Genomic DNA, 16,918 nt, shown 5'->3' on the forward strand with positions numbered 1-16,918 from the left:
TGCGCGCTTCGCGCTCCTCGACCCGCGGATCGGTCAGATGAGGTACTGGCTGAGGCCGCGCTTCAGGAACCGGCCGTCGCCCTTGGCGCCGAGGTACTGGTCGCCGTCGACGATGACCTTGCCCCGCGAGAGCACGGTGTCGACGTGGCCGTCGATCTCGTAGCCCTCCCACGCCGAGTAGTCCATGTTCATGTGATGCGTCTTCTCGAGCCCGATCGAGGTGTGCCCGTTCGGGTCGTAGACGACGAGGTCGGCGTCGGCGCCCGGCTGGATGACGCCCTTGGTGCCGTAGAGGCCGAACATGCGGGCGGGCGTCGTGCTCGTGAGCTCGACCCAGCGTTCGAGGGTGATCTCGCCCGTCACGACGCCCTGGTACATGAGGTCCATGCGGTGCTCGATCGAGCCGATGCCGTTGGGGATCTTGCGGAAGTCCCCGAGGCCGAGCTCCTTCTGGTCCTTCATGCAGAACGGGCAGTGGTCGGTGGAGACCATCTGCAGGTCGTTCGTGCGAAGGGCCTGCCACATCGAGTCCTGATGCCCCTCTTCTCGTGAGCGCAACGGCGTCGAGCAGACCCACTTCGCGCCCTCGAACGAGCCCCACTGCTCTCCCTTGGCGCCGAGCTGGTCCTCGAGGCTCAGGTAGAGGTACTGCGGGCAGGTCTCGCCGTAGACGTTCTGGCCCTTGTCGCGCGCCCAGGCGAGCTGCTCGACGGCCTGCTTCGCCGACACGTGCACGATGTAGAGCGGGGCGCCGGTGAGCTTCGCGAGCATGATCGCTCGGTGCGTCGCCTCCTCCTCCATCTCCCAGGCGCGCGCGACCCCGTGGTAGAACGGGTCGGTCCGGCCCTGCTCCACGAGCTGGGCGGCGAGCACGTCGATCGCCGGGCCGTTCTCCGCGTGCATCATCGTGAGCATGCCCGTGTCGCGCGAGACCTGCATGGCCTTCAGGATCTGCGCGTCGTCGGAGTAGAACACGCCCGGGTAGGCCATGAACATCTTGAAGCTCGTGATGCCCTCGTCGGGCAGGCGGCGCAGCGTCGCGAGCGACGCCTCGTTGACGTCGCCGACGATCTGGTGGAATCCGTAGTCGATCGCGCAGTTGCCCGCGGCCTTCTCGTGCCACGCCGCGAGGCCGTCTTCGATGCGCTGCCCGTAGGTCTGCACGGCGAAGTCGATGATCGAGGTCGTGCCGCCCCACGCGGCTGCGCGGGTGCCGGTCTCGAAGGTGTCGGATGCCTCGGTGCCGCCGAAGGGCAGCTGCATGTGCGTGTGGGCGTCGATGCCGCCGGGGATGACGTACTTGCCGGTGGCGTCGATCACCCGGTCGACGGATGCCGCGACATCCGTGCCCAGCAATGCGGCACCGGGCTCGAGCACGGCGCGGATGGTCTCGCCGTCGACGAGCACGTCGGCGGCGGCGCGACCCGTGGCACTCACGACGGTGCCACCGGTGATGAGGGTGGTGGTCATGTTCGCTCCTTCGCGTGGCTCGTCGGGTTACGGCTTGGGGATAGAGGTGTAGGAGTCGGGCCGGCGGTCGCGGTAGAACTGCCAGGCGTTGCGGACGTTCCGGATCATGTCCATGTCGAGGTCGCGCACGACGACCTCCTCGTCAGTCTCGGAGCCGTACCCGCCGACGATGGTGCCCTGCGGGTCGCAGAACTGGCTCTTGCCGTAGAAGTTCACGGCGAGGTCGCCGTACTCGTTGTCTTCCAGGCCCACGCGGTTGGCCGCTGCCACGAAGTAGCCGTTCGCGGCGGCGGCGGCGGGCTGCTCGATCTCCCAGAGGCGGTTCGAGAGGCCCGGCTTCGTCGCGTTCGGGTTGAAGACGATCTGCGCGCCGTTCAGGCCGAGCTCGCGCCAGCCTTCCGGGAAGTGCCGGTCGTAGCAGATGTACACGCCGATCGGACCGACGGCCGTGTCGAAGACCGGGTAGCCGAGGTTGCCGGGTCGGAAGTAGAACTTCTCCCAGAACTTGTCGAGGTTCGGGATGTGGTGCTTGCGGTACGAGCCGAGGATCGTGCCGTCGGAGTCGACCACCACGGCGGTGTTGTAGTACACCCCGGGCTGCTCCTCCTCGTAGATCGGCAGCACCATCACCATGCCGAGTTCCTTCGCGAGCGCGGCGAAGCGCTGCACGATCGGGCCGTCGGCGGGCTCGGCGTAGTCGTAGTACTTCACGTCTTCGGTGATGCCGAAGTACGGGCCGTAGAAGAGCTCCTGGAAGCAGACGACCTGGGCGCCCTGCGCCTTCGCGTCACGAGCGAACTGCTCGTGCTTGTCGAGCATGGACTCCTTGTCGCCGGTCCAGGTCGTCTGCGTGATGGCCGCTCGGACGATCGTCATGTTGCCTCCTGAGTCGGTCGGCGTCATTGCGGGTGCACTCGATGGGCGTGGAACAGAGGTGCTCACCGGGTGGTGCTGTGACGCCGAGGCTGTGCTGCGGACTGCGGTGTCCGGAGCTCCCGAACGAGTGCGCGACCCGTTCTGTTATTGTTCGGCGTGAACATTTCTCTTGTGTTTCACACTGTGACGTTGTGGTTACTTATCTTGTCCCTCACGTCGTGAGGAGGCAATGGTCGTGTCAGGTATTCATGTGAATGGATCTCGAATGGCTGCGGTTCGACTCGAGGGCGCCGAGCTCATCGCGCTCGCGGAGTTCGGCGAGACGACCCCCCGCGGCATCGCGGGCGTCATCGCACGACTCGTGAACTCGGGCGAGCTCGCCGCGGGCACGCGCCTGCCGACCGTGCGCGAACTCGCGAGCGAACTCGGCGTCAGTCCGGCCACGGTGAGCCAGGCATGGCAGGCCCTCTCACGCACCGGGCTCATCGAGTCGCGCGGGCGTGCCGGCAGCTTCGTGCGACCGCTCTCGCAGGGCTGGCTGGCACCGCGCATGCGCGGCATGGCGGCCCCGAACGACCCCGTGCGCCTCGACCTCTCCCGCGGTACCCCCGACCCGCTCCTGCTCCCGGCGCTCGGACCGGCCCTCTCCCGGGTCTCGGCGCGCGCCGAGACCGGCAGCTACCAGGCGGAGCCCGTGATCCCGGGGCTCGCGGCGGTGCTCGCCGACTCCTGGCCCTCCGCAGCCGAGACGATCATGGTCGTCGACGGCGCCCTCGACGCCATCTCGCGCACCCTCGACGAGGTCGTCCGATACGGCGACCGCGTCGTCGTCGAGAGCCCCGGCTTCCCGCCGTTCCTCGACCTCCTCGACCTGCTCGGCGCCGAGGCGGTACCGGTCGCCGTCGACGAGGCGGGCATGACACCCGACGGGCTCGCCGCGGCGCTGCGCCGCCAGCCCGTCGCGGTGCTGTTGCAGCCTCGGGCCCAGAACCCCACCGGGGCGTCGATGACGGTCGGCCGCGCCGAGGCGCTGGCGCGGGTCATCCGCTCGGCCGAACGCGCAGGCGACGTCGTCGTCATCGAAGACGACCACTCGGGCATGATCTCGACCGCCGGCGACGTGACGCTCGGCACGTGGCTGCCCGAACAGGTCGTGCACGTGCGCAGCTTCTCGAAGTCCCACGGTCCCGACCTGCGCATCGCGGCCGTCGGCGGACCCCGCGACCTCGTCGACCGCATCGCCGCGCGCCGCATGCTCGGCCCCGGCTGGACCTCTCGGATGCTGCAGACGATCCTGCTCGACCTCCTCACCGACGGCACCTCGCTCGACGCCGTCGCCGAGGCGCGCCGGCAGTACTTCACACGGCAGCGCGCGCTCGGCGACGCCCTGCGGACGCGCGGAGTGCCGGTCGCCCCGGCCGACGGCGTGAACCTCTGGATGCCGGTGCTCAGTGAGCGCTCGGCGCTCGTGCAGCTCGCGGCGTCGGGCATGCGGGTGGCGGCCGGCTCGCCGTTCCTCGCGGCGTCGAACTCCGGGGCCGGCGCGGGAAACGGGCGCTCGCGACCCGGCGGCGAGTTCGTCCGGGTCACGGTCGGCGTGGTGCGGGGCGACGTCGACGAGGTCGCCGATGCGCTCGCGACCGCCGCCCAGCACGTCGTCGCGGGCGGGTACTGAGCCTTCGGGCTGAACGGTCTCGCGTGCGCCACAATGGTGGCCGCGGCAGGCGCCGCCCGACGTCGAGGAGACCACCGTGCGCACGACCCGCGTGAAGCCCCGAAGCGAGCTGAAGAACACCGCCTACGAGATCTTCATCGGCGTGCTGTCGATCCTGTCGATCGTGAATCTCGTGCTCGTCTACGCGATGCACGGCGACGGCGCGCTGCAGCAGATCCTCTCGGTCATGAACGCCCTCTTCAGCGTGATCTTCCTCGGCGACTTCGTCTATCGCATGGCGACGGCGCCGTCGGCCGGGCACTACTTCTTCAGGGGGTACGGGTGGGCCGACCTCCTCGCGAGCCTGCCGTTCCCGCAACTGAAGGTCCTGCGGATCTTCCGCCTGCTGCGCGTCTACCGCCTCATGCGCGACCTCGGCCCCCGCACGATCTGGAACACGCTCGTCCACGACCGCGCGAACAGCACCCTGATGACGCTGCTGTTGCTCGGCGTGCTCGTGTTCCAGTTCGGCAGCATCTCGATCCTCGCGGTGGAGGGGCACGCCGAAGGTGCGAACATCACCTCGGCGTCCGATGCCCTCTGGTACACGATCGTCACGATCTCGACGGTCGGCTACGGCGACCAGTTCCCGGTGACGAACACCGGTCGGATCCTCGGCACGCTCATCATCATCGTCGGCGTCGGCATCTTCGGAACGTTCACCGGCTACCTCGCAAACCTCTTCCTCGGGCCGGGCACGTCGACGCCGGAGGACGCGAGCGACACACCGACGGTGGCGCCGGTCGTGGCGGCGACCACGGCGCCGGCCGAGGTGCCGGCGGACGCCTCGCTCGGCGACCGGCTCGCCGAGCTGCTCGCACAGTCCGAGCGGACGACGGCGGAGCTCCGCCTCCTGGTGGCCGATGCCACTCCGGGCGCGGCCGGGGACTGAGGGCTTACCGGCAGGCGGCGGCGCCGCCGAGGCGCGCGCGGCGGTTATTCGCCGAGGAGTCGGAGGATCTCCCGAAGCTGTGCGGTCTGAGCAGGGCCGAGCGCACGTTCGATCTCGGCGTTCGCCTCGCCCGACGCCACGACGGCCGCTCGGCAGAACTCGGCGCCGCGCCGGTCGAGCCGCACGATCGTGGCCCGCTGGTCGGTCGGGTCTGACTCCGCGGTGACGTACCCGGCCGCGGTGAGCGTGCGCACGAGCGCGCTCATCGCCTGGCGGCTGATGCCGGCTCGCGCTGCGAGCGTCGAGACACGGGTCCCCTCGGGATCGAGGGCCGAGAAGACCGCCACCTGCGACTGGTGCACGTCGCCGTAGCCGCGTTCGGCGAGGCGCCGGAAGATCGCAGCCGTCAGCGCTCGGGAGACCGCGCCGACGGTGTGGGTGAGATCGTGCCGGCTGGCCTCTTCGAACTCGCGCAATGCGTCACCGTGCATCAGGCAACCTCCTTGACAAGATAGGCAACCGGGTTGACTATTAACGCAACCGGGTTTCCTACCGGCCATCCTCCCAGATCCGAGGTCATCGATGTCAGGCACCATCACGCTCCCCGCGCTCGGCGACACCCTCCCGAACATCCCGCTGGTCGACGCTGCGGGTGGCACGTCACGACTGATGGACGGCATCGGCGACCACGGCGCCGTCGTCTTCTTCATGCGGACGAGCACCTGTACGGTCTGCCGCGCACACGTGCGCGAACTGCAGCGGATGTCGGATGCCGGCCTGCTGCGGGGCGCGAGCGCGATCGTCATCACCCCGGGCGGTGCCGTCGAGGCCGCCGTCGTCGCCCGCCGCACGACGCTGCGCGTGTTCGCGTCGGGTGAGCGCCATCGCGATGTCGGGCTCGGCCGGTTCCTCGCGCTGCAGCACAGCGGCACCTTCGTCGTCGACGCCTCCGGCCGCGTGCTGGCACAGCGCGCGAGCGCCCTGCCGACCTCGAGCTTCTCCCGACGCGAGATCCTCAGCGCACTCGGGTGAGTGCCGCCGTTCACGCCGTCGCGTTCGCCCCCTTCGGCACCCGCGCGTAGTGATCGGGGCTCATCATGAGCTCCGCCGTCCCCGCCGTGATCGAGCGGAGGTCGAGCACATAGCGATCGAGCTCGGCCTCGGGCACGTTCGCGACGATGCGGGCCCGACCGTCGCCGACGACATCGGTGGCGACGACTCGGCCGCGACGGCCCGACAGGTCGGTCAGCACCGTGCCCTGCAGTTCGCTCGGCACCGCGACGGTCACGAGCGAGACCGGCTCCAGCAGCACCGTTCCCGCCTCAGCGAGCGCGGCCTTCACGCCGATCGACGCCGCAGTTCGGAACGCCATGTCCGACGAGTCGACCGAGTGCGACTTGCCGTCGACGAGTTCGACCCGCACGTCGACCACCGGATGCCCCTGCGGCCCGCCCGCCGCGAGGGCGTCGCGTGCGCCCTTTTCGACGGCCGGGATGTACGAGCGCGGTACGGCGCCGCCGACGACGGAGTCGACGAACTCGAAACCGCCGCCGAGCGGCAGCGGCGAGACCCGCAGCTGCACCACGGCGAACTGGCCGTGCCCGCCCGACTGCTTCTTGAGCCGACCCTCGACCGCGGTCCGGCCGGCGATCGTCTCGCGGTAGGCGATCGGCGCGGTCGAGGTCGTGACGTGCACGCCGAACACACGGGCGAGCCGCTCGACGGCGACGGCGATGTGCGTGTCGCCGAGCCCGCGGAGGATCGCCGCGCCGCCCGTTCGGTCGATCACGAGCGTCGGATCCTCTGCCACGATGCGGCCGAGCGACGTCATGAGCTTCTCGTCGTCGGACTGCGTCACGGGGGTGAGGCTCATCGCGAACACGGGCTCCCGGTGCGGCAGCGGCGCCGGCTCGGCGCGCACGCCGGCACGCGACCACAGCAGCGTGCCCGAGGGCGATCCCGTGAGCTTCGCGACCGCGCCGACCTCGCCCGCGCGCAGGGCGTCGGCGGGCAGGTGCTCGGCCCCGCGCAGGCGGAAGAGCCCGTGCAGCCGCTCCTCGGCGCCCGTCGTGGCGTTGACGAGCCGATCGCTCGGGTGCACGACCCCCGAGAGCACCTTGAACATCGACACCTGCCCGACGAACGGGTCGGCGACGGTGCGGAAGACGTGCAGCACCGTCTCGCCGTCGGGGTTCGGGGCGACGGCGACCTCGGTGCCGCCCATGACGATGCGGCTGTCGTGCGCGGTGGCCGCCGGCGCCAGCGCGCACACGAGGTCGGCGATCCGGTCGACGCCGGCACCGGTCAGCGCGGAGCACACGACCACCGGGATCGCCGCGCCGGTCGCCACCTCTCGGGCGAGCGTGCGTTCGAGGTCGGATGCCGCGGGCTCGCGCCCGTCGAGGTACGCCTCGAGCAGCTCGTCATCGTGCGAGACGATCTCCTCCGTCACCTCGACGTGCAGCCGGTGCTCCTCGGCCTCGGCCCCGGCCGGCAGCGGCTCGTCGTGATGCCGGCCCGCCTCGTCGTAGACGAGGGCGTGCTCGCTCAGCACGTCGGCGAGCGCGGTGAAGTCGTGCTCCTCGCCGAGCGGCAGCTCGAGCGCCACGAGACGTTCGCCGAACGCCTCGCGCAGCTCCGCCAGCACGCGGCGGAAGTCGGCTCGCGCCTTGTCCTCCTGCGTGATGACGACGATGAGCGGCACGGCAGCCGCCCGCACCGCAGCCCAGGCATTTCGCGTGCCCGCCGTCACGCCGTCGACCGCGCTGACGGTCAGCAACGCGGCATCCGCGATCGCGAGGGCCGTGTCGAGCCCGCCGACGAAATCGGGATGCCCCGGCGCGTCGGCGAGGGTCATGGCGTGCTCGACGCCGTCGGGTGTCGCCCAGCCCACGTGGGCGAGCGAGAGCCCGAGGGTGATGCCCCTGGCGATCTCTTCGGGCTCGTGGTCGCCGGTCGTCGAGCCCTGCTCGACGCTGCCCGCCCTCGGGATCGCGCCGGCCCGCAGCAGCAGCGCTTCGAGCAGTGTCGTCTTGCCGGAACCCGCCCCGCCCACGAGCGCGATGGTGCGGTGGGTCGGTGTCGATGCCGGATTCATGTTCGCCTCCCGCGCCGGTGCGGTGCTGTCCGTCCCATCGTGTACCCGGTCGGCCGCGAGCGCCAGTCCTCGGATGGCCCGGTTCGGCGGGCGCACCTCGCCTGGGCGTGTCTCGATCCAGCTCGGACCACTCGTCTCGCACGGGACCACCGATATCCGTGGTCCCGTGCGACATGAGTGGTCCCGAACGCCACGCCCCGGCTCGGCTCAGTGCGCCGAGATGAGCCGGACCCCGGCGCGATCGAGCTCGCGCATCGCCGGCGAGGCGCCGTCGGCATCGGTGACGACGCCCGACACCGCGTCGAGGGGCAGCACCCGGTACGTCGAGGCGGCGCCGATCTTCTCGGTGCTCGCGAGCACGTAGGTCTCGGCGGCCGATCGTGCGAGCGCGCGCTTCATCGCGGCCTCCTCCGCGTCGCCGGTGGTGAGGCCGGCCTCCGAGTGAACACCGGTGACGCCGAGGAAGAACAGGTCGGCGCTGACGCCCCGCAGCGACTCGACGGCGATCGCGCCGCACGTGACCATGGAGTGCCGGTAGACCCGGCCGCCGATGAGCTGCAACTCAATGTGCTCGTGCTCGGCGAGCGCCACGGCGATGGTCGGGCTGTGCGTGATGACGGTCGCGTGCAGCAAGCGCGGCAGCGCGCCGACGAGGGCGAGCGTGCTCGTGCCGCCGTCGAGCAGCACGGTCGAGCCGGGTTCGATGAGGCGCGCCGCGGCGACGGCGATGCGGTGCTTGCTCTCGGGCTCGATGCGGGTGCGCGCCTCGTACGGCGAGGTGGCGGGCGATGCCGGCAGCGCTCCCCCGTAGACCCGCTGGCAGAGCCCGGCGGCGGCGAGCTCACGGAGGTCTCGGCGGATGGTGTCCTCGGAGATGCCCAGGTCGGCTGCGGCGTCGGCGGCGACGATGCGGCCGTCGCGTTGCAGCAGTTCGAGCAGCAGTTCACGGCGTTGCGCGGTCAGCATGCACGTTCCTCCTTGTTTCTTCACATTCTTGCACGTTATGGTGGCCGACATGTCGAAACCACTGCTCATCCTCATCGCCGGCCCCTATCGCTCGGGCACCGACGGCGACCCTGCCCGCATCGCCCGCAACCTCGAACGTCTCGAGGAGGCCTCCTGGCCGATCTACGAACGGGGCCACGTGCCGATGATCGGCGAATGGGTCGCGCTGCCGATCCTGCGCGTGGCGGCGGATGCCTCGGGCCCCGAGGCACCCGCTCATGGCATGCCGCCCGTGGAGGGCGATGTCATGTACACGACCGCCCACCGCCTGCTGCAGCACTGCGACGCCGTGCTGCGCCTCGAGGGCGCTTCGCAGGGTGCCGATCAGGATGTGCGCATCGCGGAGGCCAGGGGCATCCCGGTGTACCGCTCGATCGACGAGATCCCGGTGCTGGAGGCCGCGGGCGTCGCCTGACCGGCGTCGTCCACTCCGTGGCGATCGTCGGACCACTCGTTTCGCTCGGGACCACGGATATCCAGGGTCCCGCGCGACACGAGTGGTCCCGAACGATGCGACCGGCGGCCATAGGGTTGGACGGTGCAGATCACGGTGCTCGCAGGCGGAGTCGGAGGCTCGCGCTTCGTGCGCGGCGTGCGCGAGGAGTGCGCGCGGCGCTGGCCCGATGGCGACGGGGGCACCGAGGCATCCGTCACCGTCGTCGTCAACACGGGCGACGACATCTGGCTGGCGGGCGTGCGCCTCATGCCCGACTTCGACTCGCTCCTTTACTCGCTCGCCGGCGTCAACGACACCGAGCGCGGCTGGGGCCGGGCGGGCGAGAGCGAACGCGTCGCCGCCGAACTCCGCGAGTGGGGCGTCGGCTGGCCGTGGTTCACGCTCGGCGATCTCGACCTCGGCACGCACCTGGCGCGCACGGCGTGGCTCCGCGAGGGCGCGACGCCGTCTCAGGTGGCGCGCCGCCTGCAGCAGCGCTGGCCGCTCGGCGTGCACCTGCTGCCGGCGACCGACACCGAGGTCGACACCGACGTGCTCGTCGCCGACCCCGACCAGCTCGACGGCGAGCGCGAGATGCACTTCCAGGAGTGGTGGACCCGATACCGCGCCACGCTGCCCGCGATCGAATTCCGCCAGCGCAACATCGCGTCGGCCCGCCCGGCTCCCGGTGTCGTCGAGGCGATCCTGGGCGCCGACGTCGTGCTCATCGCCCCGTCGAACCCGGTCGTCTCGATCGGCACGATCCTCGCCGTCCCCGGCATCCGCGAGGCGCTCGCCGAGACCTCGGCGCCGGTCGTCGGCGTCTCGCCGATCATCGGCGGCAAGGTCGTGCGCGGCATGGCCGACGCGTGCCTGCCCGTCATCGGCGTCGAGACGAGCGCCGAAGCGGTCGGCCGGCACTACGGCTCACGATCGACGGGCGGCCTGCTCGACGGCTGGCTCGTCGACGAAGCGGATGCCGCTGCGCTCGCGTCGCTCGAGGGGCTCGGGCTCACCGCGGCATCCGTGCCCCTCTGGATGCGCGACCTCGACACCTCGGCCGACCTCGCCGGTGCAGCGCTCGACCTCGCGCAGGCCGCGCGGGGCTGACCACCCGCGAGCGACGCCGACGCCAACGACGCCGGCAGCGCCGGCAGCGCCGCTGCTCAGGGGATGTAGTCGACGACCCCGTGCGGCGAGACGGCCGCGCGATAGCGCTCGACGAGCTCCCGCCATCCCGAGCCCGGCGCGAACTCGTGCGCATGGACGGCCTCGGTGAAGTGCCACAAGAGGTACGGGTGGGCGCCGAGCACGTACAGCGCCTCGAAGTCGCGCGCGCCGAACGCCGCACGCTCCTCGTCGGTGAGCACCCGGTCGTCGCTCGCCCGCACCGGGGTCGCGCCGCCGCCGAGCCATCGCTCGACGTATCCCGGCGGATCCGCGACGTACGCCGCGACCTCCGCGTCGCTCAACTCGACGAAGCGCATGAACTTGTCGATCATGTACCTGCTCATCAGCGGGTCCTCCAGAGGAAGAACGGGCTCGAGGCGAACCTCGACTCGGTGACGTCGGCGAAGTCCGCGGCCCTGCCGCCCATCGCCGCGAGCGCGGCGACGGCGTTGAGGTACTGGTAGGTCATGCACCCGGCCTCGGTGATGCGGTCGAAATCGCTGCAGACGCGGATCGCCCCGCCGAGGTCGCCGTCGCGCATCCAGCCCGCGGCGGCCTCGTCGAAGGCGGGATCCGGCGACCCCGCGAAGGTTCGCGGCCCGCCGACGTCATTGGCCATGTGACCGGAGGTCAGGATCGCCACCCGCGCATCGGACTCCCACGCCTCGACCGACGCGCGCACATGCTCGCCGAGCGAGATGAACCGGCGCACCGAGGGCACGGGCGGCATCGAGGCGTTCGTGTGGATCGGCACGATCGGCACATCGAGCTCGGGCCGCACGTACTGCAGCGGGATCACGAAGCTGTGGTCGAGACGCCACTCCAGGCTCACGGAGAAGTCGATGGCGTCGGGCTGCACCTGCCGCCCGGTGATCTGGTCGGCGAGCGCACGATGACCGATGAGCTCGACGTACTCCATGCCGAAGGTGCGCACCTCGTTCTCCCACGTACCGTGGTAGCCGTCGGCCTTACCGACGGCGAAGGCCGGCGAGTTGTCGTACGAGAACTGGCGGAGGTGGTCCGTGCCGATCACGACGACGACGTCGACGTCGTGCTCGTCGAACGCCTGCCGGAACCGCTCGAAGTTCGCCGCGACGCCGGCGAGGTCGTCGGGCATCGGGTCCCGCATCGCGCGCCAGAGCAGCGGGTTGTGCGGCGTGGCGGCCGCCATCACGAGGTTCGCCATGTGCCTGCCTCTCTCAGAGCCCGAAGAGCGTGCGGGCGTTGTCGAGCAGGATCTTCTGCCGCGACTCGGGCTTGAACGGCAGTTCGTCGAACTCGCGCATCCACCGGTCGGGCGTCATGACCGGCCAGTCGGAGCCGAAGAGCACGCGGTCGGTGATGAGCGAGTCGGCGTAGCGCACGACCTCGGGCGGCAGGTACTTCGGCGCCCAGCCCGACAGGTCGAGGTAGACGTTCGACTTGTGCCACACCATCGCGAGGTTCTCGAGGTGCCACGGCCAGGCCGGGTGCGCGCTGATGATCTTCAGCTCGGGGAACTCCGCGGCGACGTCGTCGATGTACGGCACGGGCTTCGCGTTCTCGAGGCGATAACCGCCGCCGCCCGGGGTTCCGGCGCCCGCGCCGGGGAATCCCGAGTGGAACATGACCACGAGCCCGAGCTCGGCGCACGTCTCCCAGATCGGGAAGAAGCGCCGGTCGTTCGCGAGGAACCGCTGACGCGACGGGTTCAGCTCGCCGACGCCCTTGATGCCGTACTCGGCGTGCATGCGCCGGATCTCGGCGATCGCGGCCTCGCCCTTCCACGGGTCGATGCCTGCGAACGAGAGGAACACGTCGGGGTGGTCGACCTGGGCCTTGCCGAGCAGGTCGTTCGGTGCGCCCTTGATGCCCGACGTCGTCTCGGAGTCGGAGTTGACGATGACCGCCATCATCTTGCGCTCGCGGTACTGGTCGGCCTGCTCCGCAAAGCTGACCACGGGGCGCTCACGGCCGAAGTGCTTCGCCATCTGCTGGTGGCGCTGGCCCATCGCCGCGAGGAACTCCTCGGTCTGCGGGTGCGTGTGCACGTCGATGGCGACGAGGTCGTCGATGGCGCTCATGCGGTGGCTCCTTCGGAGGTGGTGGCGAGGCCGCCGAGCAGCGCCCCGTTGTCGGCGCCGAGCTGCGGTGCGGCGCGGAGCACCGGGCGGCCGCTGCGGTGGAAGCGCGTGCTCGGCACGGGCACGCGCAGCGCCTCGCCGTCGGGCCCGGAGATCTCCTCGACGAGTCGCATCGAGGCGACCTGCGGGTCGTCGAACAGGTCGGCCACGGTGTTCAGCGGGCCGTGCGGGATGTCGGCGTCGGCGAGTCGGTCGAGCCAGTGCTGCCGCGGCATCCGCGCCGTGATGGCCTTCAGCTCCGCGTCGAACTGGTCGTAGTTGCGCACGCGAGCCTCGCGGGTCGCGAACCGCGGGTCGACGGCGAGCTCCGGATGCTCCAGCACGGCGACGAGGCCGGTCCAGAACTTCTCGGGCACCGACATGTGGATGACGAACGCGCGGCCGTCGGACCCGACGCACGCGTACGCCTGTGCACGTCGCGGGCGCGAATCCGGGCCGGCGACCTGACCGGTCTCGAGATAGGTCGAGGCCGCCTCGGTGAGGAAGTCGACGAGCGCGCCGACCATCGACACCTCGAGGTGCTCGCCGATGCGCGGCTCGCCGAATCCGGCGCGCGTGCTCCGCGCGTGGAGCGCCGCGAGCACGGCCTGCGACGCGGACATGCCCGACAGCAGGTCGGAGAACGCGGGCCCGAGCGGGCGCAGCGTCTCGGCGGGCACGACCTGGCTGTACATCGCGCCGACCGCGGAGATGACCGTGTCGTACGCGGGTCGCTTCGCGTACGGACCGTCGGCGCCGAACCCCGTGATCGAGCAGGTGATGATGCCGGGGTTCAGCTCGCGCAGCACGTCGGGGCCGAAGCCGAGCCGGGTCGCCACCCCCGGCCGGAAGTTCTCGATGAGCACGTCGGCGGTGCGCGCGAGCTCGAACAGCTCGGCGAGCCCCTCGGGCGTCTTCAGGTCGAGGGTCACGGCGCGCTTGCCGCGGTTGTAGGCGGAGAACTGCGGGCTCATCGTGCCGCTTCCCTCCCATCGGCGCATCGGGTCGCCCTCGGGCGACTCGACCTTCACGACCTCGGCGCCGAGATCCGCCAGCAGCTTGGCGGCGTACGGGCCGGAGATGTACTGGCCGAGTTCGACGACGCGGATGCCGCGGAGCGGGCCTCCCCCGGTCGCGCCGGTGGGTTCCTGGCTCATGTGTACAGCTCCTCTGGGGTCGGGTGCGCCGGGTCGGCGACCTCGATGATCACCTTGCCGGGCGGGGACGTGCCGAACTCGCGGTAGGCGTCGACGATGCGATCGAGGGGGTACCGGGCGCCGATGCGCGGCACGACCGCGCCTGACGCGACGAGCGCGAGCGCTCGCCGCACCTGCGCGTAGTCGGCGCTCGCGACACCGACGATCCGCTTGCGGCGCAGGTAGAACGAGAGCATGTCGACCTCGAAACGAGGGTCGACGGATGCCGCGCAGAACGCCGCGCGACCGCCCCAGGCGAGCACCTCGATCGCCGCGCCGAGCATCGGGCCGTTGCCGCCGACGTCGATCACCACGTCGACGCCGTCGGGCTCCAACGCAGTGACGCCCCTCGGGAGGTCGCCCGCGTCCTTCACGACGACGCTGCGCACGCCCTCGGGCACCGGCACCCGGCGTCGGGACGCCGCGATCACTCGGGCGCCGAGGTGGTGGGCGTAGGCCACGGCCACCTGGCCGAGCGTGCCGCCGGCTCCCGTGACGAGCACCCGGTCGGCGGGCGAGACGTCGACGGCGTCGAAGGCGTTGATCACGATGGGCAGGCTGTGCACGGCGGCCGTGGCGAGCTCGGCGGGGATGCCGCCGCGATCGAAGGCGCTCGCGGCGGGCACGGCGACGAACTCGGCCGCGCCGCCGTCGCGGTGCACCCCGACGACGGTCTGGGCGGGGCAGTCGGCCTCGTTGCCCGCGAGGCACCTCGCGCACCGACCGCAGGGGATGTTGGGCTTGACGACGACGTGATCGCCGATGCGGGCCCGGTCGACTCCGTCGCCCACCGCGACGATGACTCCCGCCGGATCGAGGCCGAGGATCCGCGGCAGCCTGGCAGCAGCGCCCGGCCCGCGCCCGGCCATGACGTTCCGGTCGAGCTGGTTGACGCCGACCGTCTCGACGCGCACGAGCACCTCGCCCGCGGCTGCGACCGGGGCGTTCGCGTTCGCGGCGGCGAGCCCGCCGGGTCCGTGGGCGGTGAGGAGAGCTGCGCGCACCTGCTGCCTCGATTCATTCGTGGGTTGCAGCAGCGGCGCCGCAACTTCTGGATACGGTATCCAAAATTGCGTCCGGCGTCCAGCGGCTACTCATTCCCATCGTCGCGTTAGCGCCCCGGGAAGAAAAGCATGGACTCCGTGACGCAAATTGGATACCGTATCCATCAATTCGCGTGAGGCGCCCATCGCTCCGCGGGAGCCGACGCGAGTCATCCCGCCAAGAATGGAGAGTCATGCGCAGATCCATCCGACGATACGGCCTCGCAGCGGCCGCCGGACTGGCAGCGTTCACGCTGCTCGCCGGTTGTGCCGCGACGGACGGGGCCACCGCCGACAACGAGCCCGTCACCCTCGCCGAGGGCGAGCCGGGTGCCCCGGAGGACACCGAGATCACGGTGGCCATCCCCTTCCCCGACATCACCATGTACTCGATGTACGTGCTCGCGACGGACCTCGGGTACTACGAGGAGGAGGGCCTCACCGTCGAGGTCATCACCGCCGACAACGTCACCGCCGCCGTCGCGAGCGGCAGCGCCGACATCGGCGTCGACTCCACCGGCACCGTCATCGAGGCGATCCGCGGCGGCGTCGAGATCGACCTGGTCGGCGGCCACTACTGTCGCCAGAACTTCGACTTCGCCGCCCAGAGCGACGTGACGGAGGTCGCCGACCTCGAGGGCACGTCGGTCGTGCTCGCCGGCACGCCTGGAGACCCCGCCGAGTTCCAGCGCAAGCGCGTGCTGAAGGAGGAGGGCTGGGACCTCGACACCGTCGCGGTCGAGGTCGTGTACCCCGGACCCGGATCCGAGTCGTGGACCGAGTTCTTCGTGAACGACAAGATCTCGCTCCAGCCGTTCTACGGCGACGACCGGCCCGCGCTCGAGGAGCACGGTGCGAACATCATCGTCGAGTCGCTCCGCAACTGGGCGAACGACGTGCAGGTCGCCGGCGACGGCTGGGTGTCGGAGAACCCGAACTCGCTCGTGCGGTTCCTTCGCGCGACGATCAGGGCGACCGACTACATGCTCGCTCCCGCGGCCGGCGAGGTGCCCGAGAACCTCGACTCGGTGCTCGACATCTACGAGGCGAACGACTTCGACGTCGAGGCGCTTCGCACGCTCGACAGTCCGTGGGTGCTCGACGGGCACCTGGCCTGCCCCAACCTCACGTTCGACGCAGAGGCCTGGGACACGACCGTCGAGACGCAGGAGCTGCAGCCGATCGAGTTCGACGACTCCCAGCTCGTGTACCTGCTGAAGGCGCAGGAGCTCCTCGGCATGACCAACGAAGGACCGACGACGCTCGAGTACCCCGGCAACTGACCGGCACCGCAGAGGGCCCCCGCCGCAGCGCATGACGGCCGGGGGCCTTTCGCATGCCTCGGGACCGACTCCACACGGCCGCAGCGCATGACGGCCGGGGGCCCTCCTGCATGCCACCGAAGAACCGTGGCACCCGAGCGAAATCGGTGGCCACGAGAACCAGAAGAAGCCGGCCCCCGTCATCGCGCATGAGACGGGGGCCGGCGGTCGTGCCGGCGAGATCACCCGGGCGACGCCACCGCGGCGATCGCCTCGATCTCGAACCAGTAGTCGGGCCCGGCGAAGCCGACGACCTGCACGAGCGTCGACACCGGGAAGTCGTGCGTGAAGTACCGCGCGCGGATCTCGCGCAGCTCGTCGCGGAGCACCTGGAAGTCGTCGCGCACGAACACGTTGACCTTCACGACGTCGCTCGGCGCGGCGCCGGCGGCGGCGAGCACCGTCGCGAGGTTCGCGAACGCGAGCTCGACCTGCTCGACGGTCGACGCGGGCATCGAGCCATCCGGTCGCATGCCGATGATGCCGCTCACGAAGACGAGGTCGCCCCCGGAGACCCGGATGGCCTGGCTGAAGTCCGCCGTCGGCGGGTAGACGCCCTCGGGCACGATGACCTGCTTCTGCATTGCTGCTCCGT

At 70.8% G+C, this 16,918-nt stretch carries 17 protein-coding genes; 6 read left to right on the forward strand and 11 right to left on the reverse strand.

Going from position 1 to position 16,918, the window contains the following annotated elements; all coding sequences use genetic code 11:
• Positions 1–33 precede the first annotated feature (33 nt).
• Together hydA and ASD23_RS15085 are read right to left on the reverse strand one after the other, a co-directional pair.
• Positions 34–1,470, reverse strand: coding sequence for a dihydropyrimidinase (gene hydA / locus ASD23_RS15080; protein ID WP_056012300.1), 1,437 nt, complete (start codon positions 1,468–1,470; stop codon positions 34–36).
• 27 nt (positions 1,471–1,497) lie between these two features.
• Positions 1,498–2,346 (reverse strand): nitrilase-related carbon-nitrogen hydrolase, encoded by an 849-nt coding sequence (locus ASD23_RS15085; protein WP_056013393.1) that lies wholly within the window; start codon positions 2,344–2,346, stop codon positions 1,498–1,500.
• A gap of 265 nt (positions 2,347–2,611) precedes the next feature.
• On the opposite strand from ASD23_RS15085, the gene ASD23_RS15090 reads away from it, so the two are divergent.
• Both ASD23_RS15090 and ASD23_RS15095 read left to right on the forward strand, forming a co-directional pair.
• A complete protein-coding gene (locus ASD23_RS15090; RefSeq protein WP_056012303.1) occupies positions 2,612–4,021 on the forward strand; it encodes an aminotransferase class I/II-fold pyridoxal phosphate-dependent enzyme in 1,410 nt (469 codons plus the stop codon).
• Positions 4,022–4,097: 76 nt separating this feature from the next.
• On the forward strand, positions 4,098–4,952 hold the full coding sequence (locus ASD23_RS15095; RefSeq protein ID WP_235507762.1) for an ion transporter: 855 nt from the start codon (positions 4,098–4,100) through the stop codon (positions 4,950–4,952).
• A gap of 44 nt (positions 4,953–4,996) precedes the next feature.
• Here ASD23_RS15095 and ASD23_RS15100 read toward each other — a convergent pair whose 3' ends face one another.
• The gene (locus tag ASD23_RS15100) at positions 4,997–5,443 is read right to left on the reverse strand and encodes a MarR family winged helix-turn-helix transcriptional regulator (RefSeq protein ID WP_056012306.1); all 447 of its coding nucleotides are present in this window, start codon (positions 5,441–5,443) and stop codon (positions 4,997–4,999) included.
• Between the two features lie 91 nt (positions 5,444–5,534).
• Here ASD23_RS15100 and ASD23_RS15105 point away from each other — a divergent pair, with 91 nt between their 5' ends.
• The gene (locus tag ASD23_RS15105) at positions 5,535–5,984 is read left to right on the forward strand and encodes a redoxin domain-containing protein (RefSeq protein WP_056012309.1); all 450 of its coding nucleotides are present in this window, start codon (positions 5,535–5,537) and stop codon (positions 5,982–5,984) included.
• Between the two features lie 10 nt (positions 5,985–5,994).
• Here the strand turns inward: ASD23_RS15105 and ASD23_RS15110 are convergent, their stop codons facing one another.
• Together ASD23_RS15110 and ASD23_RS15115 are read right to left on the reverse strand one after the other, a co-directional pair.
• Positions 5,995–8,049: an elongation factor G gene (locus tag ASD23_RS15110; protein WP_056013400.1), complete on the reverse strand. Its 2,055-nt coding sequence runs from the start codon at positions 8,047–8,049 to the stop codon at positions 5,995–5,997.
• Positions 8,050–8,256: 207 nt separating this feature from the next.
• Positions 8,257–9,015: a DeoR/GlpR family DNA-binding transcription regulator gene (locus ASD23_RS15115; protein ID WP_056012315.1), complete on the reverse strand. Its 759-nt coding sequence runs from the start codon at positions 9,013–9,015 to the stop codon at positions 8,257–8,259.
• Between the two features lie 49 nt (positions 9,016–9,064).
• Here ASD23_RS15115 and ASD23_RS15120 point away from each other — a divergent pair, with 49 nt between their 5' ends.
• Both ASD23_RS15120 and cofD read left to right on the forward strand, forming a co-directional pair.
• Positions 9,065–9,469, forward strand: a complete 405-nt coding sequence (locus ASD23_RS15120) for a hypothetical protein (protein ID WP_056013404.1) — start codon at positions 9,065–9,067, stop codon at positions 9,467–9,469.
• A 123-nt stretch (positions 9,470–9,592) separates the two neighbouring features.
• On the forward strand, positions 9,593–10,600 hold the full coding sequence (gene cofD / locus ASD23_RS15125; protein ID WP_056012318.1) for a 2-phospho-L-lactate transferase: 1,008 nt from the start codon (positions 9,593–9,595) through the stop codon (positions 10,598–10,600).
• A gap of 56 nt (positions 10,601–10,656) precedes the next feature.
• On the opposite strand, the gene ASD23_RS15130 is transcribed toward cofD, so the two are convergent.
• From ASD23_RS15130 to ASD23_RS15150, 5 genes are read right to left on the reverse strand one after another with little or no spacing between them, the layout of a single operon-like run.
• Positions 10,657–11,004 carry a hypothetical protein gene (locus ASD23_RS15130; protein WP_056012321.1) on the reverse strand — a complete coding sequence of 116 codons (348 nt, stop codon included), beginning with the start codon at positions 11,002–11,004 and terminating at the stop codon, positions 10,657–10,659.
• Positions 11,004–11,846, reverse strand: coding sequence for a hypothetical protein (locus ASD23_RS15135; RefSeq protein WP_056012324.1), 843 nt, complete (start codon positions 11,844–11,846; stop codon positions 11,004–11,006). Before ASD23_RS15135 ends, ASD23_RS15130 begins: the two co-directional genes overlap by 1 nt.
• A 13-nt stretch (positions 11,847–11,859) precedes the next feature.
• Complete coding sequence (locus ASD23_RS15140; RefSeq protein WP_056012328.1) at positions 11,860–12,723, reverse strand: amidohydrolase family protein; 864 nt, start codon at positions 12,721–12,723, stop codon at positions 11,860–11,862.
• Positions 12,720–13,919, reverse strand: a complete 1,200-nt coding sequence (locus ASD23_RS15145) for a CaiB/BaiF CoA transferase family protein (protein WP_056012331.1) — start codon at positions 13,917–13,919, stop codon at positions 12,720–12,722. Before ASD23_RS15145 ends, ASD23_RS15140 begins: the two co-directional genes overlap by 4 nt.
• Positions 13,916–14,962 (reverse strand): alcohol dehydrogenase catalytic domain-containing protein, encoded by a 1,047-nt coding sequence (locus tag ASD23_RS15150; protein ID WP_056012334.1) that lies wholly within the window; start codon positions 14,960–14,962, stop codon positions 13,916–13,918. The genes ASD23_RS15145 and ASD23_RS15150 overlap by 4 nt, the downstream gene beginning before the upstream one ends.
• 233 nt (positions 14,963–15,195) lie before the next feature.
• Between ASD23_RS15150 and ASD23_RS15155 the strand changes: the two genes are divergently transcribed.
• Positions 15,196–16,284 (forward strand): ABC transporter substrate-binding protein, encoded by a 1,089-nt coding sequence (locus ASD23_RS15155; protein ID WP_056012337.1) that lies wholly within the window; start codon positions 15,196–15,198, stop codon positions 16,282–16,284.
• 221 nt (positions 16,285–16,505) lie between these two features.
• On the opposite strand, the gene ASD23_RS15160 is transcribed toward ASD23_RS15155, so the two are convergent.
• Positions 16,506–16,907 carry a RidA family protein gene (locus ASD23_RS15160; protein WP_056012341.1) on the reverse strand — a complete coding sequence of 134 codons (402 nt, stop codon included), beginning with the start codon at positions 16,905–16,907 and terminating at the stop codon, positions 16,506–16,508.
• Positions 16,908–16,918 lie beyond the last annotated feature (11 nt).

Origin of the sequence: Agromyces sp. Root1464, from assembly GCF_001427265.1 — a bacterium.
Taxonomy (GTDB): Bacteria; Actinomycetota; Actinomycetes; order Actinomycetales; family Microbacteriaceae; genus Agromyces; species Agromyces fucosus.